Origin of the sequence: Oribacterium sp. HCP28S3_H8 (genome assembly GCF_052064775.1) — a bacterium.
GTDB lineage: Bacteria > Bacillota > Clostridia > Lachnospirales > Lachnospiraceae > Oribacterium.
In genome coordinates this window covers 176940-194587 of record NZ_JBQHUZ010000005.1, presented here as the reverse complement: position 1 = coordinate 194587, position 17648 = coordinate 176940, and the positions used below count along the sequence as shown (strand labels likewise).

The window sequence follows — 17648 nt, the reverse complement described above, 5'->3', positions numbered from 1 at the left end:
GTTTCCCAGACGGGGAACCTTTTTTTTAACCAGGTGGATTAACGCTGTTTTGTAGATAAAGGAGCATGAGTTTGAATACGATTCAGAATATCATAAGCGATGCGGTTAAGACCGGTTTTGCGCTTGCCGGCTATGACCGGGAGCTTGGGCGGGTTTCCATTTCCAATCGTCCGGACCTCTGCGAGTATCAGTCCAACGGAGCGATGGCAGGTGCTAAGAAATACCATCAGAAGCCGATGGATATTGCCAATGCAGTGGTATCGCATCTCGTGGATATGAAGTATGAGGAAGTACAGATTTTTTCCAGGGCGGAGGCAGTCATGCCCGGATTTATCAATCTAAATCTCTCCGGAGAGCTTCTGGGGATGTATTTAAATGATATGAATCACGATCCGGCGATGGGACTTGAGCAGAATAAAACGCCAAAGACCATTATTGTGGATTATGGCGGAGCCAATGTAGCTAAACCTCTGCATGTGGGACACCTTCGTTCTGCTGTAATCGGAGAAGCCATCAAGCGAATGGCTGCAAAGATGGGAAATAAGGTGATCGGAGATGTACACCTTGGAGACTGGGGTCTGCAGATGGGTCTCATCATTGCAGAGCTTGAGGACCGTGGAAAGCTTGGAGAGGATTTCACCATTTCAGAGCTTGAGGAAATCTATCCGTATGCCTCGCAGAAGGCGAAGGAAAAGGATGATAATGGAAATCTTGTGAATGCAGCATTCGCAGAGCGTGCACATGAGGCAACGAGGAAGCTGCAGCAGGGAGATCCTGTCTATCATAAGGTTTGGGAGCAGATTATGCGGGTTTCTGTTGCCGATCTTAAGAAAAACTATGACAACCTTGATGTGCATTTTGACCTCTGGAAAGGTGAGTCCGATGCGGAGCCATACATTCCCGGACTGATCCGGGAGCTTGAGGATAAAGGTCTTGCGTATGAATCACAGGGAGCGCTGGTTGTTGACATTACCGAGCCGTCGGATCCCAAGGAGCTGCCGCCGTGCATGATCCGGAAGTCGGATGGCGCATCGCTGTATGCAACCAGTGATCTTGGTACCATTATTGAGCGTGAAAAGCTCTATCATCCGGATGCCTATATTTATGTCGCTGACAGCCGTCAGTCCCTGCATTATACCCAGTTTTTCCGTGTAGCACGCAAGGCCGGCTTTGTGAAGCCTGAAACAGGGCTTACCTTTATCGGCTTCGGTACGATGAACGGCAAAGACGGAAAGCCATTTAAGACGCGTGAGGGTGGAGTGCTCCGTCTGGAAACCCTGATCAGGGAAACAAATGACAAGGTGCTCGAGAGGATCAGGGAGTCCCGTGGCGAGGACATGTCCGGTGCGGAGGCAGAGGCGAATGCAAAAATCATCGGACTTGCTGCCCTGAAGTACGGAGATCTCTCCAACCAGGCGACCAAGGATTATGTCTTTGACCTTGACAAATTCACATCCTTTGAAGGAAATACAGGTCCGTATATTTTATATACCATCGTACGTATCGGTTCGATCCTTAGAAAATATGCGGAAGCTGCCGGACTTTCCTATGCGGATACAGAAAGCTTTGTAAGAGAGCATGCAGGGGATTTCCGGATTCTGCCGATGGAGGACAAAAGCGGACGGGATCTGGAAACTTTGCTTGCCCGTTACCAGGATGAGCTTTGCAATGCATGGACCGAGCTTGCGCCGCACAAGATCTGCACGTATATTTATGAGATTTCCAACAGCTTTAACTCCTTCTACCATAATGTCAAGATCCTGGCAGAGGAGGATACGGCTAAAAAGCAGAGCTATCTTGCCGTACTGATGCTGACCTGGAGGATCCTTACGAGCTGCATCCATGTACTTGGATTTAATGCGCCGGAGCGGATGTAATGAGAGGAGAAAAAATGAAATATTTTATTGCCAGCGATATCCACGGTTCAGCATACTGGTGTGAAAAAATGCTGGAGAAGTATAAAGAGAGCGGAGCATCCCGGCTGATACTCCTGGGAGACATCCTGTATCATGGACCCAGGAACGATCTGCCCAGAGATTATGCCCCTAAAAAGGTCATTGCCATGCTGAATCCGCTGAAAAATCAAATCTATGCGGTCCGCGGCAACTGCGAGGCAGAGGTGGACCAGATGGTACTGGAGTTTCCGGTGATGGCGGACTATGCACTTCTGAGTCTCAATGGACATACCATCTACGCAACTCACGGGCACCTCTTTAATGAGGATGCGCTTCCGCCGATTTCGGATGGAGATGCACTGCTGCATGGACATACGCATCTTTTAAAGGCGGAGAAGCTGGAGAGGGACGGAATATGCTTTTATCATCTGAACCCGGGCTCCACCTCACTTCCCAAGGGCGGAAACCCTAACACCTACGCTGTACTGGATGGGGATACCTTCACTGTCTATGATTTTGACGAGCATGTAGTTAAGGAAATCACGCTTTTGTGAGCAGCGACTGTATATTTGAGCGATTTATATTCAAATAAATAGACAGTGTAGAATTACGAGCTAAGTATAATTCAAATACATTCAAATAATAAACAGACTTAAGGAGCCTTTACACCGGAATTACCGGTGTAAGGGCTTTTTTAGATAAAAGGATAGGAGGAAACAGGTCTTCTCCGGACCGGATCGAGAGCCAGATAGAGCCGGGGAGGGCAGGACAGAGCCAGATAGAGGAAGATTTTTGAATGAAAGCTATTGACGCATATACCCCCTGGTGGTATAGTTTCAATTGCCATCAGATAGGGGGTGGGGGTATGGATAGAACAAACCCTGGAACCTTTAAAAATAGGACTGGTGACATTGCTATAATTTCCTGCAGATCCGAAACGGCCCTGTTATAGCAGGATTCCCGCGGATCGGTTTATACAAGGGAGGATTTTATGAAACAATATATTGTAACAGGGATGAGCTGTGCAGCCTGCCAGACAAGAGTGGAAAAGGCAGCCAGAAAGGTCCCGGGAGTGAAGGAAGCCAATGTATCACTGCTTACCAACACGCTTGCTGTCGATGGAGAAGCAGATCCGTCCGCAGTAATTCGCGCTGTGGAAAATGCAGGCTATGGGGCTTCACTTAAGGGAGCTTCGGTAGAGAAAAAAGAGGAAGTGAATAGTATTTCCGCTGAGGAGGATGCACTGAAGGATAGAGAGACACCCGTGCTCAAGAAGCGCTTAATCCAGTCGGCAGTGCTGCTGCTACTGCTCATGTATCTCTCGATGGGACATAATATGGCAGGATTTCCGCTGCCGGCATTTCTGGAAAATCCGGTAGCTGGTGCTGTAACGCAGATGCTGCTTGCGATCCTGGTTATGTACATCAATAAAAAGTTTTTTACCGGAGGCTTCAGATCGCTGTTTGAGCTTGCGCCCAATATGGACGCACTGGTTGCACTGGGATCCTCAGCATCTTTTGTTTACTCCCTGGTCGAGCTTTATATCATGATCTATGCGCAGGGAACCGGTAATACAGCATTGGTTCATGAGCTGCATCACAACCTTTATTTTGAGACAGCAGCGATGATTCCCTGCCTGATTACCATCGGTAAGCTGCTGGAAGCAATTTCCAAGGGACGCACCACAGATGCTCTTAAGAGCCTGATGAAGCTTGCACCGAAGACTGCAGTTCTGTACAGAGACGGGCAGGAGGTAGAAGTTCCAATTGCCGAGGTGCGCACCGGAGATATTTTTGTGGTGAGACCTGGCGAGAACATTCCTGTAGACGGCATTATCGAGGAGGGTTCTACTGCGGTTAATGAATCTGCATTGACCGGAGAATCTGTCCCGGTTGATAAAACCATCGGAGATCTGGTTTCTGCGGCAACCATCAACCAGTCGGGCTATATCCGGGCAAGGGCGACGAGGGTCGGCGAGGATACTACACTTGCGCAGATTATCCATATGGTAAGTGATGCCGCTGCAACCAAGGCACCGATTGCAAGAATTGCAGATCAGGTTTCCGCGATTTTTGTACCGGCAGTAATCGGACTCGCCGTGCTTACCTTCATCATCTGGATGCTTACAGGGAAAGGACTTGCCTTTGCGATTCCGAGAGCGGTTGCGGTACTTGTGATTTCCTGTCCATGTGCCCTGGGGCTTGCAACGCCCGTAGCAATCATGGTGGGCAATGGCATCGGCGCGAGAAATGGAATTCTATATAAGACAGCGGCTTCTCAGGAGCAGGCAGGAAGGATCGATATCGTTGCTCTGGATAAGACCGGTACGATTACCTCCGGACAGCCTAAGGTTACGGATATTCTTCCGGAAGCCGGGTTTACCGAGGAGAAGCTTATTAAGATGGCGATTGCCCTGGAGCAGAAATCCGAGCATCCGCTGGCAAAAGCCATTATGACATATGCAGAGGAGCATCATCTTACCGCGGAAGAAGTTTCGGATTTTACAGCACTTCCGGGAAACGGTCTTACGGCAAAGCTTGGTGGGGTCACATTATATGGCGGATCCGGTGCGTTTATGACAGGCAAGTTTGCTGCCTCAGGGGAAATCCGCGAACGTTCGGAGAAACTGTCGCAGCAGGGGAAGACACCGCTTTTCTTTGCAAGAGGTGATCAGCTTGCGGGTGTTATCGCAGTTGCGGATACGATCAAAGTGGATTCTGCCGAGGCAGTAAAAGAGCTTAAGAATATGGGTATCGAGGTATATATGATTACCGGCGATAACGAAAAGACGGCACAGGCAATTGCTTCCCAGGCAGGAGTGGATCATGTCATTGCGGGAGTACTGCCGGACGGCAAGGAAGCCGTGATCCGTGACCTTGAGAAAAAGGGCAAGGTTGCCATGGTGGGAGACGGCATCAATGACGCGCCTGCACTTACAAGAGCTGATCTTGGCGTAGCTATTGGCGCTGGTGCGGATGTTGCAATTGACGCTGCAGATGTGGTGATTATGAAATCCGGACTTACGGATGTAGCCGCTGCAATCCGGCTGGGCAGGGCCACGATCAGAGACATTCACGAGAACCTGTTCTGGGCATTTTTCTATAATGTGATCTGTATTCCGCTTGCTGCAGGATTTTACAGTGCGGTCTTTGGCTGGAATTTTGAGATGAGTCCGATGGTTGGCGCGGCGGCAATGAGTCTTTCCAGCTTTACGGTATGTATGAATGCGCTCAGGTTGAATCTTTTTGATGTACATAATGCATCTAAAGATAAAAAAATAACAAGAAAACACAAAAAGGAGACAAAGAACATGACAGAAACAGTAAAGATCAAGGGTATGATGTGCGAGCATTGCGAGGCAACGGTTAAGAAGGCGCTGGAGCAGCTGGATGGTGTGGAGAGCGCTGTGGTTTCTCATGACAATGGAACGGCTGTGCTTGAGCTTTCCAAGCCGGTTGAGGATGATGCAATCCGTAAGGCTGTTGAGGATAAAGACTACGAGTTCGTATCGATCGTAAAGTAACAGGAGGATGTGCAATGGCAGAATGCTGCTGTAATACAGAGCTGGATGAGACAGGAAGGCATAAGCATAAGCCCAGAAGTGCGGAAGAAATCAGGTCGCTTACACATCGTCTCAATCGGATTGAGGGGCAGATTTGCGGTATTCGCAAGATGATTGAGGATAACCGGTACTGCCCGGATATCCTGATTCAGGTGAGTGCCGTGCAGGCCTCGCTTAATTCCTTTAATAAGGAGCTTCTGGCTGCACATATTAAATCGTGTGTTGTTGATGATATCAAAGCCGGTAACGAGCAGGCGGTTGATGAGCTTTGTGAGCTTCTCAAAAAAACCATGAAATAACAGAATTATGTATAATCCTACTGGCGGATGTATCAGATGGACATAAAAAACCGCAGAATGTTTCTTACTGTTCACGATTTCTACACAATCATTGCGTATGATAATAGCATATCCAGAGGGATATAAGAGTCGGTAAGAAAGGAAAGGCTTATGAAAAATATCCTACATATTTTCCATAAACGGAGAACCGCCGGAGCGGAAATCAGTTTAGCTGATCAGAATTTTTCCAATGGTAATTCACCGGATAATGGAAATAATAATTTCAATGATTTCTTTAATCAGTTCCAGAATCAGTTCAATAATAACGGACAGAATCAGGGAAAGGGTGGAAATCAGTATCATCCTAAAAACAGAAGACCGCAGATGTTTTATTATTTCATCGCTCTTATTATTATACTCCTGCTTAATACCTATGTATTTCCATCGCTTCTCAACCGGAGCGTGAAGCAGACAACGTATACAGAGTTTATGAATGCGGTCAATAACAACGCAATCACCAATGTAAATCTTAGTGATGATACGATCACGTATATTGCAACGGTAAACGGAACCAATATAACATGCAGTACAGGACGTCTTAAAAATGAGTATACAGAGGCGCAGGTACTGCAGAAGCTTTACAGCCAGGGAGTCAATTTTGATGAGCAGATTCCGGTTGAGACAAGTCCTCTCTTAAGCTTCCTGCTTAGCTGGATTTTCCCGATCCTGATTTTCTGGATGCTTGGAAACTGGCTCTCCAAACGGATGGCGGCATCGATGGGCTCCATGGGCGGAGGCGGCATGTTTGGCGGTTTCGGCAAGTCCAATGCGAGAGAATATGAAAAAATCGATGGCAATGTTGTAACTTTTAAGGATGTTGCCGGGGAGGACGAGGCCAAGGAGCTTTTGACAGAAATGGTAGATTATCTGAAGGTCCCGGATAAGTATACCAAAATTGGCGCACATATCCCTAAAGGAGCATTACTTGTAGGTCCTCCCGGAACTGGTAAGACTCTTCTTGCCAAGGCAGTCGCCGGAGAGGCTGGTGTGCCGTTTTTCTCCATTTCCGGTTCGGAATTTGTAGAAATGTTTGTCGGCATGGGCGCGGCAAAGGTGAGAGATCTGTTTGACCAGGCAAAGAAAAAAGCACCGTGTATCATCTTTATCGATGAGATTGATGCGATTGGTAAAAAGAGAGGCTCCGGCGGTCTTGGAGGTAATGACGAGCGGGAGCAGACACTGAATCAGCTTTTGACGGAAATGGATGGATTTGATTCCTCCAAGGCAATTATCGTGCTTGCCGCGACCAACCAGCCTGATGCACTGGACCCGGCACTTCTGAGACCCGGCCGTTTTGACCGTCGCGTCCCAGTGGAACTTCCGGATTTTCAGGGACGTGTAGATATCCTTAAGGTGCATGCAAAAAACATCAAGATGGCAGATAATGTTAATCTTGAGGCGATTGCAAAGGCGGCAGCCGGAGCATCCGGCGCAGAGCTTGCCAACATCATCAATGAGGCTGCACTTCGTGCCGTACGTGCCGGAAGGGAAAGAGTTATCCAGTCTGATCTTGAGGAGTCCATTGAAGTAGTCATTGCCGGATATCAGAAGAAAAATCAGGTTATGACGGACAAGGAGAAACTGATTGTTTCCTACCATGAGGTAGGACATGCGCTGGTTGCGGCACTGCAGAAAAATTCCGCACCGGTACATAAGATCACGATTATACCGAGAACCTCCGGCGCTTTGGGTTACACCATGCAGGTAGAGGATGATGGCAACCATTATCTCTACTCCAAAGAGGAGCTTGAAAATAAGATTGCTACACTGACAGGCGGACGCTGCGCAGAGGAACTGATTTTCGGTACCTGCACGACCGGCGCATCCAATGATATAGAGCAGGCGACCAAGCTTGCCCGTGGCATGATTACCCGCTATGGTATGGCGGATGGTATCGGCATGGTGGCGATGGAGCAGATCCAGAATCAGTATCTCGGAGGAGATGCAAGCCTTACCTGCTCTCCTGAGACGCAGACAAAGATCGATCAGATGACAGTTGATCTGGTAAAGCAGCAGCATGATAAGGCATATAAGCTTTTGAAGGACCATATTAATAAGCTGCATGAGATTACAAAGTATCTTTATGAAAAGGAAACCATTACCGGAGAGGAATTTATGGATATTTTAAATCGTAAGGATATTGATACTTCCGTCGTGAATCCTGCGGTTTCCGGCAATGCCGCTCCGGCTGCGGATGGAAACACACAGCAGTAATGAATCATAAAATAAATCAAAGCTCACAGGATTTGTGATATATCCCCTCTTTACTGGAAAGACAGTAAGGAGGGGATTTTTTATATTCCGGCATTTTATCAATTTCTCTTTTATCAATTTCTTTTACGCAAAGCTTCTAATTTCGATAATGCCATCAGCCTGAGTGAAGCCGACGAGATTGTACTTTTACGCAATATGCACGTTAATTTTCTGACGAATATAGAAAAGCCCGGCTGAAGTCGATATAATGAAATAAAAGTATACAGGACAGCAACCTGTAAAGATTAGAATTTGTTTAAAATAAACAATTTTGAGCGGAGGACATGTGATCATGCGGGATCTTGATTATCTCAAGCTTCTTTCCAGACAGTTTCCGACTGCGGAGGCAGCAGGGGCTGAAATCATCAACCTGAGAGCTATTTGCGGACTTCCCAAGGGTACGGAATATTTTTTCTCGGACCTGCATGGAGAGTCAGAAGCATTTATCTATCTCATGAGGAGCTCATCGGGTATCGTACGGGACAAGATTGATGAAACCTTTGGAAACCTCCTGCCGGAGCGGGATCAGCTTGCGCTTGCCAATCTGATTTACTATCCGAGGGAGATCCTCTCTGATCCGGAACATAAAAAACTGGATACACCCGAATGGCAGAAAATCACGATGAATCGACTGATTTCTATCTGCAGGGTTGTTTCATCCAAGTATACACGCTCCAAGGTGCGTAAAAAGATGCCCAAGGACTATGCCTATGCCATCGATGAGCTTTTGCATCTTGACCGGAATGATGTCAATAAAAGGGTATATCATAATGAAATCCTCAATGCCATCATCGACATCGATATGGCTGACAATTTCATCATTGCACTTTGCGAGCTGATTCAGAATCTGACGATTGATTCGCTGCATATTATCGGCGATGTGTTTGACAGAGGACCGCATGCAGACCGGATCATGGAGGAACTGATGAACTTCCATGATGTAGATATCGAGTGGGGAAATCACGATGCCGAGTGGATGGGAGCTGCTTGTGGAAATCCTGCCTGCATCGCCAGTGTGCTCCGGATTGCCACCTCTTATAATTCCTTTGATGTGCTGGAGGACGGGTATGGCATTAACCTGCGTCCGCTGTCCATGTACGCCGAGGAGGTATACGGAAATGACCCCTGTGAATGCTTTAAACCGCACATTTTTGATCACAATGTTTCAGATTCTGTCAATCCCGAGCTTGCAGCAAAGATGTGCAAGGCCATCAGCATTATCCAGTTAAAGGAGGAGGGAAAGCTCATTCATCGTCATCCGGAGTATGCGCTGGAAAAACGCTGCCTTCTGGATCAGGTTAATTATGAGCAGGGAACCGTCCTTATTGACGGAAAAACCTATGAACTCAAGGATAAGAATTTTCCGTCGATTGATCCGAAGCACCCGTATGAACTCACGGAACGGGAGCAGAGCCTCATGAATACGCTGATTTACAGCTTTACACATTCGCAGCTCCTGCAGAAGCATATCCGCTTTTTCTTTACCCATGGATCGATGTATAAGGTTGTTAACAATAATCTTTTGTTCCATGGATGTATCCCGATGGATGAGGATGGAAACTTCAGGGAGCTTAAAACCTCAAGTGGTATGGTGAGCGGCAAGAAGCTCATGGATTACTTCTATGAAAAAGCGATTGAGGCGTATTTCCTGAATGATAATGTAGATCCGGAGGGAAAACTATACGCGACGGATGTGTTCTGGTATATGTGTTGTGGTCCGATGTCTCCGTTGTTTGGTAAAGATAAGATTACGACCTTTGAGCATAGCTTTATCGAGGATCCGGAAACCCATAAAGAGAAATTTGACCCATACTACTCCTTATCTAAGGATGAAGCGTATGCGGATAAGATTATGGAAGAGTTTGGTGTGGATCCTGAGAGCGGACACATTATAAATGGACACGTTCCTGTCAAAACCATTAAAGGAGAGAAGCCGGTCAGAGCCAATGGCAAGGTCTTTGTCATTGATGGAGGCATTTCCAAGGCATATCACTCGAGGACAGGCATTGCGGGATATACCCTGATTTATAATTCCCGGCATCTGGCGCTTGCCGAGCATAAGGATTTCCATAAGGGAGAGGAAAATACTCCGGAGATCCAGATTGTGGAACAGATGAAGCACCGGGTTCTGGTGGGAGAAACAGACACCGGAAGGGAATTAAAACAGCAGATTTCCGACCTGCTGGAGCTTTTGCAGGCATATCGTAATGGTGATATACGTGAAAAGGGAGAAACCATCATTCGGAAATCCAACTGAATCTCATTGCCATAGTAAAAAATGTGTTTATAATAAAGAAGCTGTCACAGTGGCAGCTTCTTTATTTTATAAAAGGCAGGACGGCGTACATGGAAAAGAACACATCGATTAAGGACATGACCTCCGGTAGACCGGTAGAGCTGATTTTGGAATTTGCCATTCCGATGCTGCTCGGTACATTGTTTCAGCAGTTTTACAGTATGGTGGACAGCATTATCGTCGGCAAGCTGCTGGGGGTGGACGCACTGGCAGGAGTGGGCTCTACAGGCGCGATCAATTTTATGATCAACGGCTTTGTAATCGGCATGTGTTCCGGATTTGCTATCCCCGTTGCCCAGCGGTTCGGCGCACAGGATGCATCAGGTCTTAGAAGATATACTGCCAATATCATTTATCTGACAGCCATTTTTGCTATAGCGATGACCGTGCTGATCTGTATCCTTACAAAGCCGATACTGCTTATGATGCATACACCGGTTAATATTTACAGCTATGCGTATCAATATATATTTATTATTTTTCTGGGAATACCGGTGACGTATCTATATAATATCACGGCAAGTATTATCCGGTCTCTGGGAGACAGCCGAACGCCGGTCTATTTCCTGATCCTTGCAGCACTGCTTAATATCCTGCTGGATTATATTTCCATTGCATTTCTTGGATTCAGCGTCAATGGACCGGCAATCGCTACAGTGATTTCCCAGGGTGTATCCGGCATTTTATGTCTTATCTATATGGTGCGGAAATTTCCGATCCTTCAATTTCAGGAAGGAGAGCTGCAGCCGGATGGGGAGCGGTGCCTCAACCTGATCCGTATGGGGATTCCGATGGGACTCCAGTATTCCATCACGGCCATAGGATCTGTCGTGCTGCAGACGGCGGTGAATGGACTTGGCTCCATTGCGGTCGCATCCATCACCGCAGGACAGAGAATCGGAAATTTCTGCTGCTGTGTCTTTGATGCGCTTGGGGCTACCATGGCGACCTATGCAGGTCAGAATGCAGGTGCGCTTAAGTTCGACCGGATCCGGCAGGGTGTCTATGCTGCGACAAAGCTGGGAGCCGTATATTCTGTTGCGGTTTGCATTGTGCTGATTCTTTTTGGTGGAGAAATTCCCCGAATTTTTGTAAGTGCCGAAGAGCAGGAGGTGATCCGCAACGCACATCTCTTTCTGATCGGTAATTCCTTATTTTACATCCCGCTCACTATAGTAAATGTCTGGAGATTCACGATCCAGGGGATGGGATTTTCCGGCTTTGCCGTGCTTGCGGGAGTATGCGAGATGGCGGCGAGAGCTATTGTGGGTATAATTTTTATCCCGCTTTTTGGATTTACTGCAGCATGCTTCGCTTCTCCACTTGCGTGGATTTTTGCGGACAGTTTCCTGATTCCGGCATTTTATTACTGTTTAAGGAGGCTTAAGGCGGAGTATCAGGAGTAACGGATCGAGAAGAGAAGTGATTACATATACAAGCCGTGCATTTTGTGTTAATATTGACTTGGTATGGAATTTTGGCAGCTTACCAGAACAGAAAGGGCAAGATATGAACAACGATATTGAAACGATGTCAGTCAATGCAATCAGGGTACTTTCCGCCGATGCAATTCAGAAGGCTAATTCCGGACATCCCGGACTTCCGCTGGGAGTTGCTCCGATGGCATATGAGCTTTGGGCACATTTCCTTAAATTTAATCCAAAAGATGCAAAATGGGCAGATCGGGACCGGTTTGTGCTTTCCGGTGGACATGGCTCCATGCTCCTGTATTCACTGATCTATCTTTTTGGTCTGGATTATACCAAAGAGGATATCATGAATTTCCGCCAGCTTGGCTCGAGGACACCGGGACATCCGGAGTATGGTGCTGCCAATGGGATTGAGGCGACAACCGGACCGCTTGGCGCCGGCATCGGCATGGCCGTAGGTATGGCAGCAGCAGAGAAGCATCTTGCCGCCGTCTTTAATCGCCCGGGTTATGAAATCGTAAATCATAGAACTTATGTTGAGTGCGGCGACGGAGATCTGATGGAGGGCATTTCCTCGGAGGCTTTGTCTCTTGCAGGTACCTGGAAGCTGGACAAGCTGACGGTCCTTTATGACTCCAATCACATTTCCATCGAGGGAGATACCAGTATTGCCTTTACAGAGGATCCTGCAAAACGCGCGGAAGCCTTTGGCTTTAAAACACTTCTTGTCGAGGATGGAAATAATCTGGAGGAGATCGGCAAAGCGATTGCCATAGCCAATGCGGATGACTCTGCACCATACTTTATTACAGTAAAGACTACGATCGGATACGGCTGCCCCGCAAAACAGGGGACCAACAAGGCGCACGGTGAGCCCCTCGGTGAGGAAAATGTCAAGGCTATGAAGGAGTTCCTCGAGTGGCCGTCTCAGGAACCGTTTTTTGTACCGGAGGAGGTTTATGCACACTACCGGAAGCTTTCCGAGGACAAGCTTCCGGCATATACCGCATGGGAGAAATTGTTCGCAGCCTATCGTACTGCATATCCGGAGCTTGCGGCACTTTGGGACGAATATCACAGTAACATCGATGAGGCGAAGCTTTCCGAAGATGCAGGATTCTGGGAGCCTTGTGATAAGGCAGAAGCCACAAGAGCATCCTCTGGTGCAGTGATCAACTATATAAAGAATAAAATTCCTCATCTTTTCGGAGGCTCTGCAGATTTGTCTCCGTCTAACAAGACAGACATGAAGGGAGAGGAGTATTTCTCTGCGGTAACACCGGAGGGCAGAAACATTCACTTTGGCGTAAGGGAAATGGCAATGGGAGCGATTGCCAATGGTATGTTGCTGCACGGTGGACTCCGTACATATACAGGAACATTTTTTGTTTTCAGTGATTATCTTAAGCCGATGGCAAGACTTGCAGCGCTTATGGAGATTCCGCAGATTTTTGTACTGACACATGATTCCATAGGTGTAGGAGAGGACGGGCCGACACATGAGCCGATTGAGCAGCTTGCGATGCTGCGTTCTATTCCTAATTTCCAGGTGTTCCGTCCATGTGATCGAGCGGAAACAGAGGCAGCATGGTACGCAGCACTGCAGTCAGACCATACTCCGACCGCGCTGATTCTCACACGGCAGAATCTGCCGCAGATCCCGGGATCCGGCCGCAGAGCACTTCAGGGAGCTTACGTTATTGATGACTGTGACAAGGATCCGGAGTACATTATCATCGCGACCGGTTCAGAGGTTTCTCTTGCGGTGGATGCTAAAAAGCGCCTTACAGAGGAAGGCTACCAGGTACGTGTGGTTTCTATGCCAAGTATGGAGGTATTTGAACAGCAGTCAGATGCATATAAGGAGTCTGTGCTGCCAAAGCATGTACGTAAGAGAGTTGCGGTAGAAGCGCTGAGTGATTTTGGCTGGGCAAAGTATACAGGACTGGATGGCAAGGTGGTTTCTATGCATTCCTTTGGAGCAAGCGGCAATGGAAGCCAGCTGTTTAAGCACTTTGGCATTACAACTGACGCGGTTGTTGATGCGGTCAAGTCTTTAAAATAAGAAAGAACGATCAAGGATTATAGGAGGCAAGATATGAGATTTTTTATTGATACTGCCAATGTGGATGAAATCAGAGAAGCCAATGATATGGGGATTATTGATGGTGTCACGACCAATCCTTCTCTCATCGCTAAAGAGGGCAAGGACTATCTTGAGACGCTGAAGGAGATCACATCGATTGTGGATGGTCCGATTTCCGGCGAAGTCAAGGCTTCTACTACGGATGCAGAGGGTATGATCCGGGAGGGAAGAGAAATTGCGGCAATTCATCCCAATATGGTCGTAAAGATCCCGATGACAACAGAGGGACTGAAAGCAGTCAAGACTCTTTCCAAAGAGGGAATCCACACCAATGTGACACTTGTCTTTTCTGCTTCCCAGGCACTGCTTGCAGCAAGAGCTGGAGCGACTTATGTTTCTCCGTTCCTTGGAAGACTTGATGATATTTCTACAGATGGAATCGCCTTAATCGAAGACATCATGGAAATCTTTGAAATGTATCCTGACATTGATACGCAGGTGATCTGCGCATCCATCCGTCATCCGATGCACATTGTGGAGTGTGCCAAGACTGGTGCGGATATTGCAACTGTGCCATATAAGGTTCTGATGCAGATGGTAAAGCATCCGCTTACAGATATTGGCATTGATAAGTTCCGCAAGGATTATGAAGCTGTCTTTGGTAAATAATCCGGACAGGAATATATATGCTGGATAGTGTCATACTATTGATTATTCTTATTATTATCAAAGCAATATTTACATCTGCAGAGACTGCATCGTTGGAAGTAGGGGAAGCCCGCCTCCGTAAATTAAAGGAGGAGGGGAGCCATAGCGCAGAACGCCTTCTCCGGCTGACAGAAGATTCCGGGAAATACTATACCAAGGTGCAGGTGCTTACGACACTGGCGGGGCTTCTCGCCAGTGCCTTTGCTGTTTCCGCATTTCTTGCGCCGATGACCGCAATCCTTTTATTATTGCCGCTAAGCATTCCGGTAACCGTAATTCGCGCAATTGCGGTTCTGCTGATTACCTTGATTTCCGGATTTTTTATCATACTTTTAGGCGAAATGCTTCCTCGCAGACTGGCACATAAGGACTTGGAAAAAACAGCGCTTGGCATGGCACTGCCGCTCACCATCGCAACGACACTGATTAGTCCGGCAGCAGCCCTGCTTAGACTCTGCACAAATTGTATTTTGAGGATCATCGGTATCAGTCCTGAGGATATGGAGGAGAGGGTTTCAGAAGAGGATATCCTCATGATGATAGATGAGGGAACAGAAAAAGGCACCATCGAAAGCTCGGAAAACGAAATGATTCAAAACGTGTTTGAGTTTAATGATCTGACAGTCGAGGATGTCTGTACCCACCGTACCGAGGTTGCGATGCTGTATCTCGAGGACAGTGACCGGCAATGGCGTAAGACAATCCATGAAAACCGTTACTCAAACTATCCGATCTGCGGGGAGGATGACGACGATATTATCGGTATTCTGGATACCAAGGATTATTTCCGCTTGTATGATCAGTCGCGTGACAATGTCCTTAAAAATGCTGTCGACAAGCCTTATTTTGTATCCCAGAATATGAAGGTCTCGAGCCTGTTTCAGGAGATGAAAAAGGACCGGAAGTACTATGCGGTGGTGCTGGATGAGTACGGTGGTATGACTGGCATTGTCACGTTGCATGATCTTGTAGAGGCGTTGGTCGGGGATATCGAGGAGGAAGATGAACCGATTGGACCAGAGGATATTGAGACGGTGGGACCGGATGAATGGATCATCCTGGGTGAGGCAGATCTTGAGGATGTGAATGAAAAGCTGGGACTGGAGCTTCCGACGGAGGATGCAGATACCTTTGGAGGATATATCATGGGAATCATCGGCAAGGTGCCGGATGACGGCAGCTCCTTCCATGTAGATACGCCAGAGCTGGAAATAGACGTCGCTTCCATAAAAAATCACCGGATTGGAAAGACGGTTGTGCGTAAAAAGTCCGCTGCAAAGCAGGAAACAGGAGAACCGCAGCCGGTGTCATGAAGCAGAACTCATGGGATCCTTTCATGAGGAGTGCAGCGATATTCGTTTATACAGACTTTCATCAGGGATCATTTAGTATGATATACCCGCATGGGGTACTTGACGATTTCAAAGTTCCTGCTATGATAGACGTGGTTAGAAAAAACTAACTATGATTATATCAAGAAATTTTGAGGAGGCAGGTATGTTAGGAAATATTATTGTTTCTGTGATTATTGCGGCAGCGGTCATTCTCGGTGTAAGAAGCATTCGCAAAAGAGCTGTCAGTGGATGCTGCGGCGGAGGAGATGCGGTACCTAAGGTTAAGGTTTCAGATCATAATTTATCGCATTATCCATATGATGTGCTGATGCAGGTAGACGGCATGCACTGCGCCAATTGTGCTCGCAGAGTGGAGAATGCGCTTAACAGTCTTGAGGGTGTTTTTGCTGCAGTAGATCTTGGTAGAAATGAGGTTTCCATCCGTATGAAAGAGAGAATTCCGGATGAGAAGCTGAAAGCAGCCGTCCGTAAGGCAGGATATTCTGCCCGGGATATCGAGGAACAGGGCAGATAAGGAGGATAACAAATGCTCAATGAAGAAAATCAGGAAAAACCAGTGAAGCTGATCGAACGTAAGCTTGCATATCAGGGGCGGATTTTGTCCGTGTATGATGATCATGTAAATGTTGGCGGGCACGATACACACTGGGATTTTATTCATGTAAAGGGAGCAGCAGCAGTACTGCCGGTGCTTCCGGATGGCAGGCTCCTCATGGTACGACAGTTCCGTCATGCTTTGAATCGCTTTACACTTGAGATTCCGGCAGGCAAGCGGGATTCGGAGGATGAGGATTATCTGGTATGCGCAGAGAGGGAGCTTGAGGAGGAAACGGGCTATCGGACAGATCACATGGAGTTTCTGCTGGATTTGACGCCAACGGTTGCCTTCCTCGATGAGAAGATCCGGATCTATACGGCGGAGCAGCTGGTGTCGGGACAGAAGCACTGGGATGAGGATGAAGAGATCGGAGTGGAGGCATGGAGTCTTGAAGATTTACTCGGACTCATCCGTGATGGTAAGATGACGGATGGAAAAACAGTTGCAGCGATCCTGGCTTATGCCGTAAAATGCAAGTGAATGTTTCCTGCTGATGTATCCCCGGGATCCAGCAGAAGATAATACATATAATGCCTGATACGGATGCAGCCAGCATCTTTAAATGGCAGGACAGGAAGGAACAATATGAAAAGAGAACACTTGGAAGACTATGTAAAAACCATCCCGGATTTTCCGGAGCCTGGTATTTTATTCAGAGATATTACTTCGTTGATTCAGGATCCGGATGGTCTTAAAGAGTCCATTGACGGACTGACCAAGGCACTGGAAGGCGTAGAGTTTGATACAGTGATCGGACTTGAGTCCAGGGGCTTTATTTTTGGAACGCCGGTCGCGTATGCGCTCGGCAAGGGATTTGTACCGATCCGTAAAAAAGGCAAGCTTCCAAGAGAAACGGTATCCGTGAAGTATGATCTTGAGTATGGAGAAGCGGAGATTGAGCTTCACAAGGATGCCATCCGTCCCGGAGAGAGAGTTGTGCTGATTGATGATCTCATTGCTACAGGCGGATCACTTGAAGCTGCTGTTAAGCTTGTGGAGATGCTTGGCGGCAAGGTGGTTAAGATCCTTTGTGTGATGGAACTTGCGGGACTTAAAGGTCGCGAGAGGCTTAAGAATTATGATCTTACCTCTCTTATTACATATGAAGGAAAGTAAGGCATGCCATA

General features: G+C 47.4%; 13 protein-coding genes. All 13 read left to right on the top strand.

The window, feature by feature from the left end; genetic code table 11:
• Nucleotides 1-71 precede the first annotated feature (71 nt).
• The 13 genes from argS (at nucleotide 72) to ACTNEN_RS07970 (ending at nucleotide 17637) form a co-directional block, all read left to right on the top strand.
• A complete protein-coding gene (argS, locus tag ACTNEN_RS08030) occupies nucleotides 72-1877 on the top strand; it encodes an arginine--tRNA ligase (RefSeq protein ID WP_441205682.1) in 1806 nt (601 codons plus the stop codon).
• 14 nt (nucleotides 1878-1891) lie between these two features.
• On the top strand, nucleotides 1892-2449 hold the full coding sequence (yfcE, locus tag ACTNEN_RS08025) for a phosphodiesterase (RefSeq protein ID WP_441205680.1): 558 nt from the start codon (nucleotides 1892-1894) through the stop codon (nucleotides 2447-2449).
• A 437-nt stretch (nucleotides 2450-2886) separates the two neighbouring features.
• The gene (locus tag ACTNEN_RS08020; RefSeq protein WP_441205679.1) at nucleotides 2887-5418 is read left to right on the top strand and encodes a heavy metal translocating P-type ATPase; all 2532 of its coding nucleotides are present in this window, start codon (nucleotides 2887-2889) and stop codon (nucleotides 5416-5418) included.
• Between the two features lie 14 nt (nucleotides 5419-5432).
• Nucleotides 5433-5756, top strand: a complete 324-nt coding sequence (locus ACTNEN_RS08015) for a metal-sensing transcriptional repressor (protein WP_441205678.1) — start codon at nucleotides 5433-5435, stop codon at nucleotides 5754-5756.
• Nucleotides 5757-6119: 363 nt separating this feature from the next.
• A complete protein-coding gene (gene ftsH / locus ACTNEN_RS08010; RefSeq protein ID WP_441205729.1) occupies nucleotides 6120-8009 on the top strand; it encodes an ATP-dependent zinc metalloprotease FtsH in 1890 nt (629 codons plus the stop codon).
• A 331-nt stretch (nucleotides 8010-8340) separates the two neighbouring features.
• On the top strand, nucleotides 8341-10305 hold the full coding sequence (locus ACTNEN_RS08005) for a fructose-1,6-bisphosphatase (protein WP_441205677.1): 1965 nt from the start codon (nucleotides 8341-8343) through the stop codon (nucleotides 10303-10305).
• A gap of 89 nt (nucleotides 10306-10394) precedes the next feature.
• Nucleotides 10395-11750, top strand: a complete 1356-nt coding sequence (locus ACTNEN_RS08000) for an MATE family efflux transporter (protein ID WP_441205676.1) — start codon at nucleotides 10395-10397, stop codon at nucleotides 11748-11750.
• Nucleotides 11751-11853: 103 nt separating this feature from the next.
• On the top strand, nucleotides 11854-13839 hold the full coding sequence (tkt, locus tag ACTNEN_RS07995) for a transketolase (RefSeq protein ID WP_441205675.1): 1986 nt from the start codon (nucleotides 11854-11856) through the stop codon (nucleotides 13837-13839).
• A gap of 33 nt (nucleotides 13840-13872) precedes the next feature.
• Nucleotides 13873-14529 (top strand): fructose-6-phosphate aldolase, encoded by a 657-nt coding sequence (fsa, locus tag ACTNEN_RS07990; RefSeq protein WP_441205673.1) that lies wholly within the window; start codon nucleotides 13873-13875, stop codon nucleotides 14527-14529.
• Between the two features lie 17 nt (nucleotides 14530-14546).
• Nucleotides 14547-15881 carry a hemolysin family protein gene (locus ACTNEN_RS07985; protein WP_441205672.1) on the top strand — a complete coding sequence of 445 codons (1335 nt, stop codon included), beginning with the start codon at nucleotides 14547-14549 and terminating at the stop codon, nucleotides 15879-15881.
• Nucleotides 15882-16065: 184 nt separating this feature from the next.
• Nucleotides 16066-16437 carry a cation transporter gene (locus ACTNEN_RS07980; protein WP_441205671.1) on the top strand — a complete coding sequence of 124 codons (372 nt, stop codon included), beginning with the start codon at nucleotides 16066-16068 and terminating at the stop codon, nucleotides 16435-16437.
• A 12-nt stretch (nucleotides 16438-16449) separates the two neighbouring features.
• A complete protein-coding gene (locus ACTNEN_RS07975) occupies nucleotides 16450-17001 on the top strand; it encodes an NUDIX hydrolase (RefSeq protein WP_441205669.1) in 552 nt (183 codons plus the stop codon).
• Between the two features lie 105 nt (nucleotides 17002-17106).
• Complete coding sequence (locus tag ACTNEN_RS07970) at nucleotides 17107-17637, top strand: adenine phosphoribosyltransferase (RefSeq protein WP_441205668.1); 531 nt, start codon at nucleotides 17107-17109, stop codon at nucleotides 17635-17637.
• Nucleotides 17638-17648 lie beyond the last annotated feature (11 nt).

Excerpts from the sequence above, each read along its gene's own strand:
- ACTNEN_RS08005 (WP_441205677.1), top strand. The coding sequence starts at position 8,341 with ATGCGGGATCTTGATTATCTCAAGCTTCTTTCCAGACAGTTTCCGACT.
- ACTNEN_RS08020 (WP_441205679.1), top strand. The coding sequence starts at position 2,887 with ATGAAACAATATATTGTAACAGGGATGAGCTGTGCAGCCTGCCAGACA.
- ftsH (WP_441205729.1), top strand. The coding sequence starts at position 6,120 with ATGTTTTATTATTTCATCGCTCTTATTATTATACTCCTGCTTAATACC.
- fsa (WP_441205673.1), top strand. The coding sequence starts at position 13,873 with ATGAGATTTTTTATTGATACTGCCAATGTGGATGAAATCAGAGAAGCC.
- ACTNEN_RS07970 (WP_441205668.1), top strand. The coding sequence starts at position 17,107 with ATGAAAAGAGAACACTTGGAAGACTATGTAAAAACCATCCCGGATTTT.
- ACTNEN_RS07975 (WP_441205669.1), top strand. The coding sequence starts at position 16,450 with ATGCTCAATGAAGAAAATCAGGAAAAACCAGTGAAGCTGATCGAACGT.
- ACTNEN_RS07985 (WP_441205672.1), top strand. The coding sequence starts at position 14,547 with ATGCTGGATAGTGTCATACTATTGATTATTCTTATTATTATCAAAGCA.
- ACTNEN_RS08000 (WP_441205676.1), top strand. The coding sequence starts at position 10,395 with ATGGAAAAGAACACATCGATTAAGGACATGACCTCCGGTAGACCGGTA.
- ACTNEN_RS07980 (WP_441205671.1), top strand. The coding sequence starts at position 16,066 with ATGTTAGGAAATATTATTGTTTCTGTGATTATTGCGGCAGCGGTCATT.
- ACTNEN_RS08015 (WP_441205678.1), top strand. The coding sequence starts at position 5,433 with ATGGCAGAATGCTGCTGTAATACAGAGCTGGATGAGACAGGAAGGCAT.
- yfcE (WP_441205680.1), top strand. The coding sequence starts at position 1,892 with ATGAAATATTTTATTGCCAGCGATATCCACGGTTCAGCATACTGGTGT.
- tkt (WP_441205675.1), top strand. The coding sequence starts at position 11,854 with ATGAACAACGATATTGAAACGATGTCAGTCAATGCAATCAGGGTACTT.